The sequence below is a fragment of the Syntrophorhabdaceae bacterium genome, from assembly GCA_028713955.1.
Lineage (GTDB): Bacteria > Desulfobacterota > Syntrophorhabdia > Syntrophorhabdales > Syntrophorhabdaceae > UBA5609.
Genome location: JAQTNJ010000011.1, coordinates 1 through 15168 on the forward strand (window position 1 = coordinate 1; position 15168 = coordinate 15168).

Below are 15168 nucleotides of genomic sequence, written 5' to 3' on the forward strand. Positions count from 1 at the left end.
TCTATCTCGGCAAGGTATACTACAGCAGGGGCAAAAACGAAGAGGCACAAAAGATATATCAGGATATTTTGAACAGCTCATCCGATTCTGTAATAAAAACCCTTGCAGAAACAGCACTGGAACATATTAAAACCATACACGGCACTCAAACATCAAAGTCCAAATAATATCCAATAATTAATCCCGGATACGTCATGAGAGCATTGTGTCGGGCTTTCCTTAAACAAACCGTCGCGAGGCGAGGAAGCTCGGTCTTTTGCATATAAGCAAAAGTTCCGAAGCTTAAGCGCGAGCGGCATAAACCAGCTCACAACCTGGGATAGAAGGGGCGGCTCCATGGACCGGGGCACCCACCCGGTGGGTTGGCCGCGTGGAGGGGGCAACGCGAGCCCCGATAACGGCAGCCGCTGGAGCGTATGGGCGTGTTTGCGAATAGGAATCTATAGCGAGTTCACGAGCCGGGTACCCGCGTGCGGGCGTCCTGGGAATAGAGATCCCGACACAGATGCTCACCCCAGTGGAAAATCCGGGTTTATTGAATGTAAAACAAAACTACAGATTGAGGGCGCTTACTGATTGTGTCTCGACTTCGCCGTCTCCAATACCTCTATGAAGGCGTCGATCCGGTTATGGGTGTCCACCTCGTTGTAAGAGCTGATATCGACGATGTCACCCTCCATGATGAGGGTGGGTATATCGTCGTATACCCTTCTTAAGGTCTCGGCCTGCATAATGATCCCCGCATGCCAGCTCCGGCATGAGAAGGCAGAGTGAAACACCACGCCGTCAAGCCTGTAATCCTCTATAAGTTCTATAATGCGCTCAACTTTCGGGATTGAACCGGGACGCTTCCGCGCCTTATCATACCAGTGGGTATAATACCGTATAAATCTCCAGGCGATGTGTTCCAGGGGATCGCTTGTTTTGGGAAGATCAAGCCTGGAGAGCTTTTCGGCCACACGGTAGGTGGTCTCCGCGGGAAAGACAGCGCCTTTCTCGTTGAAATACTGGAAATCACCCAGCGCAAACCAGGAAGGTAAACCGGCCCCCCAGGCCAGTCTGTATCTCTCTTCGTCGGCGACGCCTTTCTTCTCGCTTATTTTCTGCTTCAGCTCCGCATTCAACTCCGCGTAAAAATCGTAGGCCTCCTGCGTCCCGAGCATAAAGGTGATGGGCACCATGGTGTTCATCGCGTCGCCCGTATCCATGGGTGTCGGGGTGGCCTTACGGAGATCATAGGTGTCAATGAAAAGGTCCCAGGTCCTGTCCGACAGGTCAACGATGGCCTCCAGCCGGTCCCAGTCCATCTTTTTCCCGGTATGCTTCTCGCAGAAGCGGACGCATTCATGGAGTTCCTCTGTGGCATACCTCACATAGAACTTTTCCACGTCCTTCCGGTCGATATTAGTGTCCCATGGCGGATAATACATGCCCCCTACAAAAACAGGCACATCGTGGAGGTAATGTTGCGTTGCCTGCGGCCACTTGAACCGGGGGTCGCAGAGCTGTTGGGCGCTGCCGATGATCATATCCGGTCTGCCCATACCACCCCAGGGGGCGCCGGGAGGGGTTTCTCCCAATTCCTCGCGAAGCATGTCAAAACCAAGGTTGCATGTTGCATAGGTACAGAGGGAACGGGAAAAATTGTCCGACTCTGCTTTTTGAAGATATTTCTCCGCATCACGCTTGGCAGCGCATATGCCTGAGAAACTCTCCCCCCAGGCAGGAACAATATCCATGGCCTGGAGAATCTCGTCGTGGGCATCCTGTATGTATGCATAGGCGACCTTCTTGCCCTCCTCCTTTGCCGAAAGGGTAGCGGCCATGTTCGCCCTCACCATTTTCGGTACCTTTGCTGCGGTTTGTGTTGCAAGCGCCCTTGGTTTCCTCTGTTCAGCCATGGTGAGACCTCCTCAAGTAATACTGTATGTGTATCCTTATTTGGTAATGTATTTTTCTCTCAATTTTGGCTTCTCGATCTTCCCTGTTGGATTTCTGGGTACGCTGTCGAAGATAATCTTTCGGGGGTGCTTGTAGCGGGGCAGGTTCTCGTTGCAGAATGACCTGCCCTCACTCGTTGTACCACCTCTAGAATTAGTTTCTCCACTAAAATGACCGCTCCCCAAAAACTGGTCAGGCCATAATGTTAGTTTTCCAGCCTTCGTTACGGGAACTGGAGCGCAACACGAAAAGGGTCTGTTCCATTGTTGCGTGGCCCTGGATTATGACTGCACTTATGAATTAGAAATGGAATTAGGGCAATTTATGTTATCTTATCAACTAATTTCTGCGTTTTAATTTCTTTCTTAAAAGATGCTATCCTTTTTTAGGCTGAGCGAACCATATTCAGCCCCGCTGTCTGTGTGTCGTCTTCCACGCCCTCCCATCGTTTAAACAGGGAATGGTCGATGTCGAACTGGTCAAGGATCTTCCCTACGGTGTGGTCGATGATGTCCTTAATCGTTTTTGGAGCATTATAAAAGGCAGGAACAGGCGGGAGGATAACACCTCCCAGATCGGCAACCCTGGACATCATCTCAAGATGACCCTTATGCAGAGGCGTTTCTCTTACCATAAGAACGAGTTTCCTTCTTTCCTTCAGAGCAACGTCAGCAGCCCTCACAATGAGATTATCATTATATGAATGGGCGACGCCCGACAATGTCTTTATCGTGCACGGAACGATCGCCATTCCGCTGGTTTTAAAGGATCCGCTTGAGATGGAGGCTGCCATATTCTTTATATCGTGCACCCGGCGGGCAAGCCTTTCCACTGCATCGACCTCGTATTCACTCTCTATGCATATGTTCCTCTTGGCCTGTTCAGAAAGGATCAGATGGGTCTCCACATCCAGTTCCGCTAAGACCTCAAGGAGCCGTATCCCATAAATAACGGCTGTTGCTCCTGTAATTCCTACCACGATTCTTTTCACAATACCTCCTGTTTCCATTTTTACATTACCTGCATCTATACCACAATATGACAGGTGCTCATCAAAAAAGACCAAGCGGCAGGGGAAGGAGGGGGGGTTCTCCAATTCTTCCAGATGGGGGTCTTCTGGTTCAACCCTGCCGGAGCTTTGTTCACTTGTCACACATTGACCCCCCATAACTTTATGGTAAGTAAATTTTAGCTGTCAGGACAATGAGCAACTGCTTCATCTGTTCCCCAAGGGTAATTGCCATCAAACTGCATCACTTGGAGTGCTAGGAAGATAGCATTATAGAGAAAACTGTACATGCCCCGGTATTCCAGCAACTGGTCTCAAATCGGTCCCTACCTTGTGGGCTGCGTTACATTGTCCTTTGAGACCGATGACCTCTGCCTTGATTTTTTTCATAAACCCGGAATGATAGGTTGAACGTTTTATCTTAATATCTCTAATAGTTGCCGTTACGGTACGACCTTGATATTTCTGATCCTGCACAAATTGTATAATCTCCTTTTTCCGTTTTTCCATAAGCCTTCCCGGTCCTAATCCAAGTTCATCTTTTTTTAAGCTGGTGATCATTAACAACTGGTTCAATACAACCTCTTTGAGTTTTCTGTTTTCTTCTTCAAGTTTTCTTAAATCAGATGATTTTAACGGTTTGGAATTCCTTTCCATTCAACTGCTATATCAATCTATTCTATGGGCATCTTAAAGAACTCCGCTTCTTAAACTACCCCCTTATCCTTGAGTTGAGAAAGTTTTCTTTTACTGAAACCTAATAACCCGCAATAGATTTCTTCATTATGTTCCCCTACCATAGGGGCGCGACAGGTTACCTTACCCGGTGTTCGCGACATTCTGAAAGGAAAACTGGGTATGGGGATCGTTCCTATCTTAGGATCCTCAACATAGGTGATCATCTCACGCGCCTGCACCTGAGGATCGTCTTTTATTCTGTTGATGGTATTGACCCTACTACAGGGGATGCGTACAGATTGAAGGAGATGCAATACCTCATCACAGGTTCTCTGTGCTGTCCATTCCGCAAAAATAGGATCCAGTTCTTTTGCATTGTCGAACCTAACCATATCGTTGGCGCCGTAAGTATCGGTAGAGGCCAGATCGGGCCGTCCGATTACCTTTGTCAGTCTTTTCCAGATACCGTTTGTGGCGCCGGAGATTAATACCCATTCTTTGTCTTTTGTCTCAAATATCCCGATATAGGCATGAAAACCAAGATTACCCACCTGGATGCGTATCTGGCCATAGACATCATAGAGAATAAGGGCACCCATCATCTGGGCAGAGAAACATGCAGTGTCAAGCAGGGAGGCATCGATGAACTGTCCCTCACCCGTTTTCTCTCGATCATATAAGGCAGTGACAATACCGATGGCGGCAAAAAGTCCCGACATCATGTCATTGCTGGTGACTGTTGCCTTGAGTGGGGGAGAATTCGGGAACCCTGTGAGCATGAGGGCGCCTGATCGTGCCTGAGCCACATGGTCGAAACAGACCATCTCCCGGTCCGGTCCATTCTGGCCAAAACCTGAGATGGCTGCAACGATAATCCTGCCATTGATCTCCTTGAGACGCTCATATGCCAGATCCACGGTTATGGGGGCACCGGGCGTAAAATTGTGGAGTACGACATCAGATCTCTTTACCAGTTCTCTAAGTATCGCCTTGCCTTCCTCGCCATTAAAGTTTAGAGTGATAGCCTTCCTGCTTCGGCCCGCTACTTTGTAGGAAAGCGTCTCTCCGTCCGGGCCGAGGAGGCCCCAGTGTCTATCCGGGGCCCCCTCTAATTCTTCAACTCTGATTACTTCCGCTCCCATATCACCCAGCATCATGCCGCATACTGGACCGGACTGAAATCGGGACAAGTCCAAGACCCTCACGCCTTCCAGCGCTTTCATTACAGTTCCCCTCCTACCAGCCGTGCTTGGCACAGGTCTTTGCATAATCAGACTGCTGCGCCTGGACGCGTGCGATCTGCTCGTCCGTCAGCCATCTCTTGTAGTCCACCGTGTCCGACGGGTAGTGGCCGCGCGTAAATCTCCAGGCTGTGACGAACGGTTTTGTCGCGTCGAATCCCATGCCGCCTTCCCAACCGCCGAGGCCCTTTATCATCGGCTCCTGAGGCTGGGCAACTATGCCTCTCTGCTGGCCCGGGAACGTCAGGATGTCATTTTTCGGGTCTACCCTCGTCTCAATGGCCCACAGCACATCGTCCATATTATAGATGTCAATGTCCTCGTCAACGGCGACGGCAAGGCGCATTCCCGGGCAATTGGCAAACGCGGCGGTAAGTATATTGCGCTGGAGACCCTCTTCTTGTGCCTTTGTTTTTCGCACCTGGAAGATCACGCCGCCGCCCCACTGCAAGGCAATCGGCACAAAGCAGTCGACCACAATGCCCGGGGCGATCCTGTCTGCCATTTCCATCAAGCCGGCCTCTCGCAGCAGGTCATAGCCAGCATATTCAAAACCGCGGGCCATGGCGGTGTGGAAGATAGGTTTGGCCTTGCGGTAGGTTATTCCCGTTACCTGGAGCTTGCGGACGATCCAGGACCTGCCGAGATAGCCCTCCCACTCCGGAAAGAACGGTTTTTCCCTCTGCACTTTTGCCTTCTCCGCCTCTTCGGTCTCCCACACGGTGCTCGTGTCGTAGTAGCCTTCAATGACGATTTCCGAATCCGCGCACGCATAGGTATCCTGGGTTTTTGCCTTTACGATGTTTATCGGCGAGCCCTGGAAGGCGCCGGCTATACCGAGCTCATCTGAGCCACGGGGTACGATTGTACGGACGTTCCAGGCCCCGGCTACCATCTGGACTGAGAGAGGCGGATTAATATTGACGGTGACGGGCACTATTTCATCCTTGTAGTACTTCTGGGTGGCCTGACCGATATGGGTGAGCTGGGCGTGGGACTGAGAAGCCCAGTCCTTACCGCGGAAATGGGTTCTGTTGAAAGAAACGTTGGTGCCCCCGCCGAAGTATTTCCCCATCAGCAGGTTGATGCCTCCACCAAGGATACGTCCCGCATCGTCCGGACCGTGTTGAATAATAGGCAGGGTAGCCAAAACATCAATATCTTTGTCGATAAGGACCTCCTGCACCGGGCCATCGCTGACGACTTTGGGCGCTAACGGTTTGCGGATGCCTTCTCTAAGCCTCTCCTTTAACTCCAACTGATCTTTCGCATCATACAGATCACAAATCCTGTCACGCCGGCTCAAGATATTCCCACAATTTCGGAAATTGGGATAACCCTTGATGTTCTCGAACAAAAGTGCAGGTCCTTCATCAAGCCCTCTCTGAATACCGGCGATTTCAGGTTTCAGCGGGTCTACCTCGTTGGTAATATGGATGACCTCACCCTTGTCGTCCAGATATTCCAATGCAGCTCTAACGCTTGTTACGTCCTTCTTTTTCATTTTACAACCTCCCTAAAATTGTTTTTAATATAGCTTCTTTCCATTTTCAGGAAATCTATATTCTTATAATGCTGTTATTCCCTGCTACGGCAGACCGCATTTACCTCGTACGCTCCTGCGTAACGATATTTCAATTGCCGCCTTCCCTTTTACTCTTTAACGCACGCCAGACCTTTTCATATGTCAAAGGCAGGCTGTCTATAAAAACCCCCGTGGCATCAAAAATGGCGTTTGCCACGCTGCCTTCGGTCGGCACTCCAGCTCCCTCTCCAACTTCTTTGACCCCCCAGGGACCTGCCGGTTCGGAACTCTCCACGACCACCGATTCGAACATCGGAACATCAAGGGCTGTGGGCATTCTATACTCGGACAGGTTGGGATTGAGGATTCGTCCTTTTTCGTCGAACCGTACCTCCTCCCAGATTGCCTCACCGACACCCATAAAAATACCGCCATGTGTCTGTCCGTGAACAAGGGCCGGGTTGATCACCCTACCTGAATCATGGATATCCCAAGCACCCTTCAGATCTATCTCACCGGTCTCCTCGTCCACCTGCACCTCAATAACCTGGGCGGAGAAGCTGTAAGCTGGTGAAGCCCCAACCGCGGCCCCTTTGTAGCTTCCACCAAGCTTGGGCGGTGTGTATGAACCATGTCCTGTAAGGGGCCCATTTAGAACAAAATACTCACGGGTCACCTTCCCGAAGGATTCTCTGATACTCGGGTTATCCTTTGCAAAAATCATGGCGTCCCTGCAGTCCAATGTGGCCGGATCCACCTGCATCATTTCTCCCGCCATCTCGAGCACTTTTGCCTTGATCATTTCTCCCGCTCTCTTCACCGCCCAACCGGACATGAGCGTTTGCCGACTGGAATAGGCCCCAAAATCATGGGTCGATCTTTCGGTATCAGCAGACACTACAGACATATTTTCATACGTAAAACCCATGGCTTCTGCTGCCATCTGACAGAGTACCGTGTTTGATCCCTGACCTATGTCTACCGCCCCCGTGTAAAGGGTTGCTGCAGACCCATCCTCATTCACTTTTATTAACGCGGTAGAATGCGGCAGATTTGTGCGGTAAATGGGATAAGCCGCGCCGCACACGTAGCCGCCCAGTGCTATCCCTATCCCCCCGCCCCGAGGGAGTTTGCCCTTCTTTTCATTCCAGCCGGAAACCTTCCGGGCAGTCTCAATGCAGGCCTCCAGTTCGCAGGAGTTGACGGCTAACTCGTTTACCGTTATCGTATCGGGCTTTCTTCTGTTCTTTAGCCGTAGTTCTAAAGGATCCATATCCAAATCCCGCGCAATCCTGTCAAGTTGGCTCTCAAGAGCGTATTTAGGGTGGGGAGCGCCATGACCGCGCTGGGAAGCCGAGCCCGGAAGATTGGTATAGACCCTGAACATGTCGTACCTGAAGTTATCAAACTCATAAGAGACTGGGAGAAGCGCCCCTGAGTAATAAGCTGTGGCAATGCCGTTGCCGGTGTAAGCGCCTCCGTCCATAATAAAATTCGCATGGACCCCTAAGATTTTTCCTTCCCGGTCCACACCGGTTGTCAGTTCCATGATCTGACGGTGTCGTCCCCTGTTGTGGGCAAACATGTCATGTCGATCATAGAACATCTTCACCGGTCTTCCTGTGATACGTGATAGAGCAACAGCGGCAAAGTCGAGTCCCATCGCAGCCGCCTTGGCCCCAAAACCACCCCCTATGAAAGGGGCAACGACGCGCACATTTCCCATGGTCAAGTCAAATTGCCTTGCCAGGTCCACCTGGAGGTAGTGGGGTTTCTGAGTGGTTGCATAAAGGGTTACCTTTTCACCCTCCCACATGGCGATGGATACGTGCGGCTCCAGGGGAGAGTGATACGTGCGATGTCCCACAAACGTGTCTTTTCTTACGTGAAAGGCGTGATTGAAGGCCTCCTCCACGTCTCCGAAGGACTGGTGGACCTCTGCGTTGATATTTCCAGGATAATCCTCGTGGATAAGCGGTGCCCCTTCTGCCATTGCCTCCACAGGGTCAAAAACGGCCGGCAGCACCTCATAATCAACCCTTATGAGCTTCAAGGCTTGATATACAATCTCTTCGTCGATCGCCGCCACGGCAGCCACTTTATCGCCGACATGGCGTACCTTGTCGATACAAAATATGTTCTCATCCCGTCGGGCCGGGGAGACCCCATACTTTTTTGACGGCACGTCTTTGTGGGTGATGACGGCCTTCACTCCCGGAAGTCTTTCGGCGTCAGACGTATCGATCCGGAGGATGCGCGCATGGGCGTACGGGCTTGTAAGGATCTTTCCGAACAGCATATTCGGGAATTTGAGATCTCCGGTATAAAGGGCCTGGCCGGTAACCTTCGCGTGGGCGTCTATCCTGGGAACACTCTTACCAATTACGGCATAATCTCCATTTTTCATATCACGCCCCTCGGTCCTTTGTGACCGCCGCCGCGAGCACGGCTTTTACGATATTGACATAACCGGTACATCGGCAGAAATTGCCTGCAATAGCCTCCCGCACCTCTGTTTCCGTGGGATGGGGATTACGTGTCAAAAGGGCCTTGGCCGAAAGGATCATACCGGGTGTACAAAAGCCGCACTGCACTGCGGCATTATCGATGAACGCCTGCTGCACCGTATCCAGTTGACTATTTTTCGCCACCCCTTCGACGGTGATGATCTCGTGGCCATCGGCTTCTATAGCCAAAATCAGGCACGAATCGACCGGTTCTCCATCCAGCAGAACCGTGCACGACCCGCAGTTCCCTAATTCGCAGCCCTTTTTTGTGCCAGTAAGGTTAAGCTGGTCCCGCAAAACATTGACGAGCAGTGTGTTCGCTTTCACAGCGATGTTATAGGAATCGCCATTCACTATCAATTGTATGGCATACCGTTTGTCACGGCCGGTATTATTCTCAATGCATTCCATTACTTTACCCCCCTCTTCTGCTCTCCGGGCAAGTGCAGGGCTTTGCGCAAAGCTCGCTTTGTGAAAACCCTAACCATATCCCGCCGGTATTCCTCTGACCCCCTGATGTCTGATATGGGCTTGCATTCATCTGCTGCAGCCCTACCCACTTCCTCGAGTAAGGCTTCAGTCACAGAATTTCCTATGAGCAATTGTTCGGCCTTAAACGCCCTCACTGGTGTTGGGGCCACAGCACCCAAGACAACGTGAGCCTGTGCAACGCGGGTTTCATTTACAACGATACTGGCCGCCACGCCCACAACGGCAAGAGCTCCTGAGCGGCGAAGCCCGAATTTGAAATAAGCACTCCCTGTTGCAGCTTGATCAGGGATGACAATATCAGTAAGGATCTCGTCGCAGGCGATAACGGAACAACGCGGTCCAACAAAGAACTGTTCCAACGGGATCGTTCTCGTTCCATGAGGACCTGCCATGACTACACTCGCATCCAGTGCCATGAGGATAGGCGGCAAGTCAGCGGATGGAACCGCACTCACTATGTTTCCTCCTATAGTGCCTCGATTCCGTATCTGGTAGTTAGCCATCGAGTGGGCAGTCTCGGAAATTGAAGGATATCTGTCCCGCAGCACCTGTGAACGCACAAGGGCATTGTGGGTTGCTTTGGCCCCGATGACCACCCCCCTGCCAGGAACATACGTTATTTCCTGCATGCCCTGGATCTCCTTTAACGATACAAGAGCCTTCGGGGCTATTACCTCGTTTTTCATGTGGGGAAGAAGATCGGTTCCCCCTGCAAGTACCTTCGCGTCGCCATCCAATCGGGCAAGATTGAAGCAGGCTTCTTTCAGAGTCGCAGGTGCGTAATAGTCAAAATCAGGCAGGTACATGGAGTCTGGTCCTCCTTTCGTTATTTTTCAAACTTAACCCCCCCCTATTGCTGGAGGGACTGAGGATAAAACCCCAATTTATTAAAACGTTTGTCCACCAATCTTTGGAGTTGCTGAAGCTCATCCTCATTCATGTGACGGTATCTGCCTATCAATTTGGTATAGTCGCCAATCGGTTGTGGCGTGTTGATTTTATAAGTTAGGCGCAGTACCCCCTGCTCATATTCCCATAGCGGAAAATAATTAGTTTCCACGGCGAGTTTGCCTACATCAATGGATTTATCTATCGGGAATCCCCAGCCCGTTGGGCAGGGGGTCAGTATGTGTATGTAGGACATGCCATCCTTAACATTCATGGCCTTGGTGAGTTTCCGGGCATAGTCTTCCAGGTAGGCGGGGCTCGCCGTGGCAACATATGAAATGTCATGAGCAACCATAATAAGAGGCATGTATTTGCTGTCACGGTCTTTTCCATGTAGTTCCCCACCAACGGGACTGGTAGTCGTCAGAGACCCAAAAGCGGTAGTGCTGCTCATCTGGTTACCCGTATTTTGATAGCCTTCGTTATCGTAGCAAAGCACTATTAATTTTTCTTTTCTCATAGCTGCGGCCGAAAGTGCTTGAAACTCAATGTCAGATAGGCAGCCATCTCCAATGTAGGCTACAAGATTTGCCTCTTTCCCAATATGACGATAGTATCTGTAAGTTCCGGTCATCGTCGAGATAACGTTAGTGAAAAGACAAGAAACATATGGTAACCGACTCCCGGCCATAGTTTCATGGCCGGTCATCAATATAGTCATACATCCCGGACATCCGAAGAATACAGTATTACTTCCCAAGATTCTTTGACTAAACCTATAAATGAGCTCACCCGGACATCCGGCACAGGCCCTTGTTCCCGGAGATAAGAAATCCTCATCACTCAAATAGCTCCGAATATTATCACCCCGGAAAAATTCTAATGCTCCGTAGGGGCATGCAGAGACACACTCCGGCGCACCACCACACAAGTCACATTTCAAGGCCATCCGAGCATTTGAGTCGAAAAGCATATTCTGATGAGGACAAGCTTCGATACAAGTTTCACAGCCTATACAATTTTCTTGTATAACTCTTACTATACCATTCTCCTCATCCTGGACTATGGCATCATTAGGGCAAGCATCTTTACATTCAGGTTTCCTGCATTGCAGGCAGGTTATTGCCTTGTAAACACCAGCTTTACGAACCTGGTTAGCATTGATTACCGAACCAAGATTGCCCATCTTTTTGGCGCATGCTTCCTCACAAGCAAAACAATCTGACGGACAGACATTGCGTATCTTTCGTACGAAATTAGATAGTTTCATTTATCTCCTCCAAAATTCCAATGCGTTTTCCCGTATCTATTCAAGATCCAGCCAGGTAACCTCGTTGTAGGACTTACCTTGAGCAGCTTGGTCTACGAAGTCAATAGCTCTTTCGATAATTCCCGGCGTAATATCTGAATCGCAAAGACCGCAGATAAAGTCAAGCATGGGTATTTTTATACCCAGGTCATACAAGGCAGCCTTTACCTCCGGGAAAACGTTACCGCAGTCCCAGCCGAAGTAGACGCTTCTGTCCAGAACCCCTATAGCTTTTCTCTGTTTTAAGGCTGTGGCTAACTTTTCTTTTGGAAATGGCCTGAACATCCTTACCCTCAACAACCCTACCTTTAATCCCTCGGCACGCTTTTTATCTATTATAACTCTGGCGGTACTGGCGCTACTTCCCATAGCTATCAGCACTATATCTGCATCGTCAGTCATATACTCTTCGATTTGCCCACCGTAGCCTCTACCAAAATTCTCTTGGAACTCCCGGGCTATTTCATCAAATTTTTCCTTAGCCCGGCTAATAGCAGCGCTCTGCTTATATCGATATTCAGTGGCCACCCTACTTGATATCCAGGGGCCAAACACCATTGGGTTTTGAGGATCTACCTTAGGGCTTGTCTCAAGCGGTGGGAGAAACTTTGCCACCTCTTCGCGAGTCGGAATTTCTACCGGTTCCCACATATGAGAGAGGAACCAGCCATCGTAACAGACAACAACCGGGGTGCGTATCTCCTTGTCTTCTGCCAATTTGTAAGCCATCACTATCAGGTCTAAAATTTCCTGGCATGACCGTGCGTGGAGTTGAATCCACCCCATCCCCTTGGTCATCATGATATCCGAGTGGCCAGAGACCACTATGTGAGGCCCTGCGATCTCTCGGCAAACGTTAACCATTACAATAGGGAGACGCTGCGTTGCCACTTGTATGCAGTTTTCAAACATAAAGACCAGCCCCTGAGCGGCCGTTGCTGTAAAAGTCCTTCCTCCGGCAACCGCTGCTCCTCTTAGAATACCCATTGACGAGTGCTCACTTTCCGGTTCGATTAACTCTGCATCCAATAACCCCTGAGCCTTAAAGTTATAAAGGGTTTCCACAACATCTGTTTGGGGGGTGATGGGATATGCCGCTATGACATCTGGCTGGCACAACATTGCACCATAAGCTGCCGCCCTGTTTCCGTCCAGAACTTTGATCTCCTTCGAAGTGCTTTTATTGTTCATCTTATGCCTCCCTCACCATTTCAATAACTCCCACAGGGCATATTCGGGCGCAAATACCACATCCCTTGCAATAGTCCAAATTTGCCTCGAAATGGCTTCCCATATCGCTCACACACCCCACAGGGCAGAAGAGGGAACACGCTCCGCACCGGCAGCATTTGCTCGCTGTCACCACTGGCCTTTGGTATTTCCACTCCCCGGTCTTAAGCATTAATATCTTATCGGAATATGCCCAAGGTGTGTCGAATTCAGTTGTAAGCTTCATAACTCCTCCCTTAGAATCTCACAGACTCTGCTTCCTTAAATCCCCGCTCTACACACTTTCGATTTTGTTCCAGTTTATCGCCGGTAAAGTAATCTCCCAAAATAGACAAGAGAGAATTTAGCTGCACCCATCCCGTTGTGCGGGCAAAGGCACCAAGCATGGCGGTGTTAGTCACCGCTATTCCTACCTCCTCCAGGCCTATTTTTGTTGCATCAACAGAGCCAATGAGGCTGATGTTTTTGTGGAGTTGTTTCTTTACTGGATTGAGTGCGTTTATAATGAGAGTGCTGTCCGGTCTTATACCGTCAAATAAGGTCGGGGATGAGATAAAACCCGAATCAATAACCACCAGACAATCGGGGTTATAAACCCTGGTTTTTTCCCAGATTGGTTTATCATCAAATCGAGCGAATGCCATAATTGGTGCTCCCCGCCTTTCCATGCCGAATGACGGAAATCCACTGGCCCATTTCCCCTCAAGGACTTGGGCGGCGGCCAGCATCCGCACTATCATAACTCCACCCTGACCGCCTCTGCCGTGAATCCTTATCTCTTTCATTGTAAGCTCCTTAATTAAGTAGTTTTGGGAATAAGTGGGTTATAGAAACCGTATTTCAGGATCAGATAACGCATGCCGAGGTCTCCCAGCAATTCACACAAAAGTGTCAGATAAAGTATTGCTGCCGGGGTTGACCGGCTACCGGTCATCATTGCGATAACCGGTATACCTATTCCTATAATAACCACTACTATCCAAAATATGTACCATCCCTTGCCCTTAATAATTTCTGAAATCGATGTCTTTGCTGCGATGGTGCCATAATTTATACTGATGAGATACGTAAAAAGGAGGATGATGAAACTTATGAGCAGCAGATGGACCCACTCTTCAACACCGGTCAGCATCTGTGCAGAACCTTTTGCTACCGCTACACCAAGGGTTATACCCGCACCCCCCCAAAGTCCGCTCGCTACATAGATTATTGGCAACAGCGCCGTGTTCCAGAGGGGGATACCATTGATACAGCACATGGCGAACCCGCCGTATATGACAACAAGAAAAGAGAGCACTATAGTCAATACAGAGAGAATGCTCGAAGTAATGGAAAAGAAACCCAAAACGATGTTGATAAACCCGAGAAGAAGAAAGAGTGACACAAAGATCATCCCTCTTGATATCCAGGAAGTTTGCGGTCTTACGACCATACGGTAGAATCTGAAAGGTCGCCCGAGGTACAGGAAGTGTAATCCGCCTCCCAGCAACCCGCATAAAAGCCACCCAATACCCTTGGCAGGCAGACTATTGAAAAATGAGCCGACGAAGTATGCCCCTGCTCCCAGTTCTATAAAGAAAAAAGCGAGCCATAAAAGAATACCTTTATGTTCTATCCACTCTGTTTGTGGTGTACATTTTACCATCCAATCATAGGCTTTCACCATCCCTGCCTCCTTGTTCCGATCTACCGGATAATGTAGTAAACCGAGGGGTTTGTGCCAAACTCTGGACCGAGCTGAAACGCTTTCCTTTCACTCACCAATCTTGCAATCTCGCTTTCAGGGTCATCAAGATCTCCGAAATACCTTGCCTTTGCCGGACAGGCATTCACGCATGCAGGAGTGGCATTACGGTCAACTCCGGGTTTCAATCCTCGTTTAATCCCTGCATCGATCCTTTCCGCGCAGAAAGTACATTTCACTACTGTACCTTCCTGCAGAGGAAAGAGTTCTTTCCCGATCATTTCCCACTCTGTGAAGCCCTGGCCAGGGAAATACTGCGTGCTGTCATCCCCGTAAAAGGTTCTCTGCTGATAAGGACAGGCCATTACACAATAGCGACATCCCACGCATTTATCGTAGTCAATTATCACAATACCGTCTTCTCTCTTGATAGAGGCTCCGGTAGGACATACATTTACACAAGCAGCGTCCTTGCAATGATTACAGAGGACGGGATAAATGAGTTTCTTTACACTGGGGAACTTCCCTGCTTCACTTACAAGCACCCTCCCCCAGAATATCTTCGGAGGAAGATAATGTTCCTGCTTACAGGCAACCATACAACCATAGCACCCGATACACTTGTTAAGATTTATTACCATGCCCCATCGCGCCATAAACCACC

General features: G+C 49.7%; 14 protein-coding genes. All 14 read right to left on the minus strand.

Annotated elements, in window-relative coordinates; genetic code table 11:
* Positions 1–569 precede the first annotated feature (569 nt).
* Entirely contained in the window at positions 570–1901 is a 1332-nt protein-coding gene (locus tag PHU49_02075) for a 2-hydroxyacyl-CoA dehydratase family protein (GenBank protein MDD5242780.1), read from the minus strand.
* A 425-nt stretch (positions 1902–2326) separates the two neighbouring features.
* Complete coding sequence (locus PHU49_02080) at positions 2327–3094, minus strand: UbiX family flavin prenyltransferase (protein MDD5242781.1); 768 nt, start codon at positions 3092–3094, stop codon at positions 2327–2329.
* Positions 3095–3220: 126 nt separating this feature from the next.
* Positions 3221–3607 carry a hypothetical protein gene (locus tag PHU49_02085; GenBank protein MDD5242782.1) on the minus strand — a complete coding sequence of 129 codons (387 nt, stop codon included), beginning with the start codon at positions 3605–3607 and terminating at the stop codon, positions 3221–3223.
* A 50-nt stretch (positions 3608–3657) separates the two neighbouring features.
* Complete coding sequence (locus PHU49_02090; protein ID MDD5242783.1) at positions 3658–4851, minus strand: CoA transferase; 1194 nt, start codon at positions 4849–4851, stop codon at positions 3658–3660.
* Positions 4852–4864: 13 nt separating this feature from the next.
* A complete protein-coding gene (locus PHU49_02095) occupies positions 4865–6373 on the minus strand; it encodes a UbiD family decarboxylase (protein ID MDD5242784.1) in 1509 nt (502 codons plus the stop codon).
* Positions 6374–6503: 130 nt separating this feature from the next.
* Positions 6504–8801 carry a 4-hydroxybenzoyl-CoA reductase subunit alpha gene (gene hcrA, locus PHU49_02100; GenBank protein ID MDD5242785.1) on the minus strand — a complete coding sequence of 766 codons (2298 nt, stop codon included), beginning with the start codon at positions 8799–8801 and terminating at the stop codon, positions 6504–6506.
* A gap of 1 nt (position 8802) precedes the next feature.
* Positions 8803–9312 (minus strand): (2Fe-2S)-binding protein, encoded by a 510-nt coding sequence (locus tag PHU49_02105; protein ID MDD5242786.1) that lies wholly within the window; start codon positions 9310–9312, stop codon positions 8803–8805.
* Complete coding sequence (locus tag PHU49_02110; protein MDD5242787.1) at positions 9312–10199, minus strand: xanthine dehydrogenase family protein subunit M; 888 nt, start codon at positions 10197–10199, stop codon at positions 9312–9314. The genes PHU49_02105 and PHU49_02110 overlap by 1 nt, the downstream gene beginning before the upstream one ends.
* 44 nt (positions 10200–10243) lie before the next feature.
* Complete coding sequence (locus PHU49_02115; GenBank protein ID MDD5242788.1) at positions 10244–11551, minus strand: thiamine pyrophosphate-dependent enzyme; 1308 nt, start codon at positions 11549–11551, stop codon at positions 10244–10246.
* 36 nt (positions 11552–11587) lie between these two features.
* Entirely contained in the window at positions 11588–12781 is a 1194-nt protein-coding gene (locus PHU49_02120; GenBank protein MDD5242789.1) for a hypothetical protein, read from the minus strand.
* Between the two features lies 1 nt (position 12782).
* Positions 12783–12992 (minus strand): 4Fe-4S binding protein, encoded by a 210-nt coding sequence (locus tag PHU49_02125; protein ID MDD5242790.1) that lies wholly within the window; start codon positions 12990–12992, stop codon positions 12783–12785.
* A gap of 64 nt (positions 12993–13056) precedes the next feature.
* A complete protein-coding gene (locus PHU49_02130) occupies positions 13057–13605 on the minus strand; it encodes a 2-oxoacid:acceptor oxidoreductase family protein (protein ID MDD5242791.1) in 549 nt (182 codons plus the stop codon).
* A gap of 14 nt (positions 13606–13619) precedes the next feature.
* Complete coding sequence (gene nrfD, locus PHU49_02135) at positions 13620–14486, minus strand: polysulfide reductase NrfD (GenBank protein ID MDD5242792.1); 867 nt, start codon at positions 14484–14486, stop codon at positions 13620–13622.
* A gap of 20 nt (positions 14487–14506) precedes the next feature.
* Positions 14507–15160 (minus strand): 4Fe-4S dicluster domain-containing protein, encoded by a 654-nt coding sequence (locus PHU49_02140; protein MDD5242793.1) that lies wholly within the window; start codon positions 15158–15160, stop codon positions 14507–14509.
* Positions 15161–15168: the final 8 nt, after the last annotated feature.

What these genes read in the sequence shown, in the direction of transcription:
- PHU49_02130 (MDD5242791.1), bottom strand. Translation starts at nt 13,605, where the DNA reads ATGAAAGAGATAAGGATTCACGGCAGAGGCGGTCAGGGTGGAGTTATG.
- PHU49_02090 (MDD5242783.1), bottom strand. Translation starts at nt 4,851, where the DNA reads ATGAAAGCGCTGGAAGGCGTGAGGGTCTTGGACTTGTCCCGATTTCAG.
- PHU49_02095 (MDD5242784.1), bottom strand. Translation starts at nt 6,373, where the DNA reads ATGAAAAAGAAGGACGTAACAAGCGTTAGAGCTGCATTGGAATATCTG.
- PHU49_02105 (MDD5242786.1), bottom strand. Translation starts at nt 9,312, where the DNA reads ATGGAATGCATTGAGAATAATACCGGCCGTGACAAACGGTATGCCATA.
- PHU49_02140 (MDD5242793.1), bottom strand. Translation starts at nt 15,160, where the DNA reads ATGGCGCGATGGGGCATGGTAATAAATCTTAACAAGTGTATCGGGTGC.
- PHU49_02110 (MDD5242787.1), bottom strand. Translation starts at nt 10,199, where the DNA reads ATGTACCTGCCTGATTTTGACTATTACGCACCTGCGACTCTGAAAGAA.
- hcrA (MDD5242785.1), bottom strand. Translation starts at nt 8,801, where the DNA reads ATGAAAAATGGAGATTATGCCGTAATTGGTAAGAGTGTTCCCAGGATA.
- PHU49_02120 (MDD5242789.1), bottom strand. Translation starts at nt 12,781, where the DNA reads ATGAACAATAAAAGCACTTCGAAGGAGATCAAAGTTCTGGACGGAAAC.
- PHU49_02125 (MDD5242790.1), bottom strand. Translation starts at nt 12,992, where the DNA reads ATGCTTAAGACCGGGGAGTGGAAATACCAAAGGCCAGTGGTGACAGCG.
- PHU49_02085 (MDD5242782.1), bottom strand. Translation starts at nt 3,607, where the DNA reads ATGGAAAGGAATTCCAAACCGTTAAAATCATCTGATTTAAGAAAACTT.
- nrfD (MDD5242792.1), bottom strand. Translation starts at nt 14,486, where the DNA reads ATGGTGAAAGCCTATGATTGGATGGTAAAATGTACACCACAAACAGAG.
- PHU49_02075 (MDD5242780.1), bottom strand. Translation starts at nt 1,901, where the DNA reads ATGGCTGAACAGAGGAAACCAAGGGCGCTTGCAACACAAACCGCAGCA.
- PHU49_02115 (MDD5242788.1), bottom strand. Translation starts at nt 11,551, where the DNA reads ATGAAACTATCTAATTTCGTACGAAAGATACGCAATGTCTGTCCGTCA.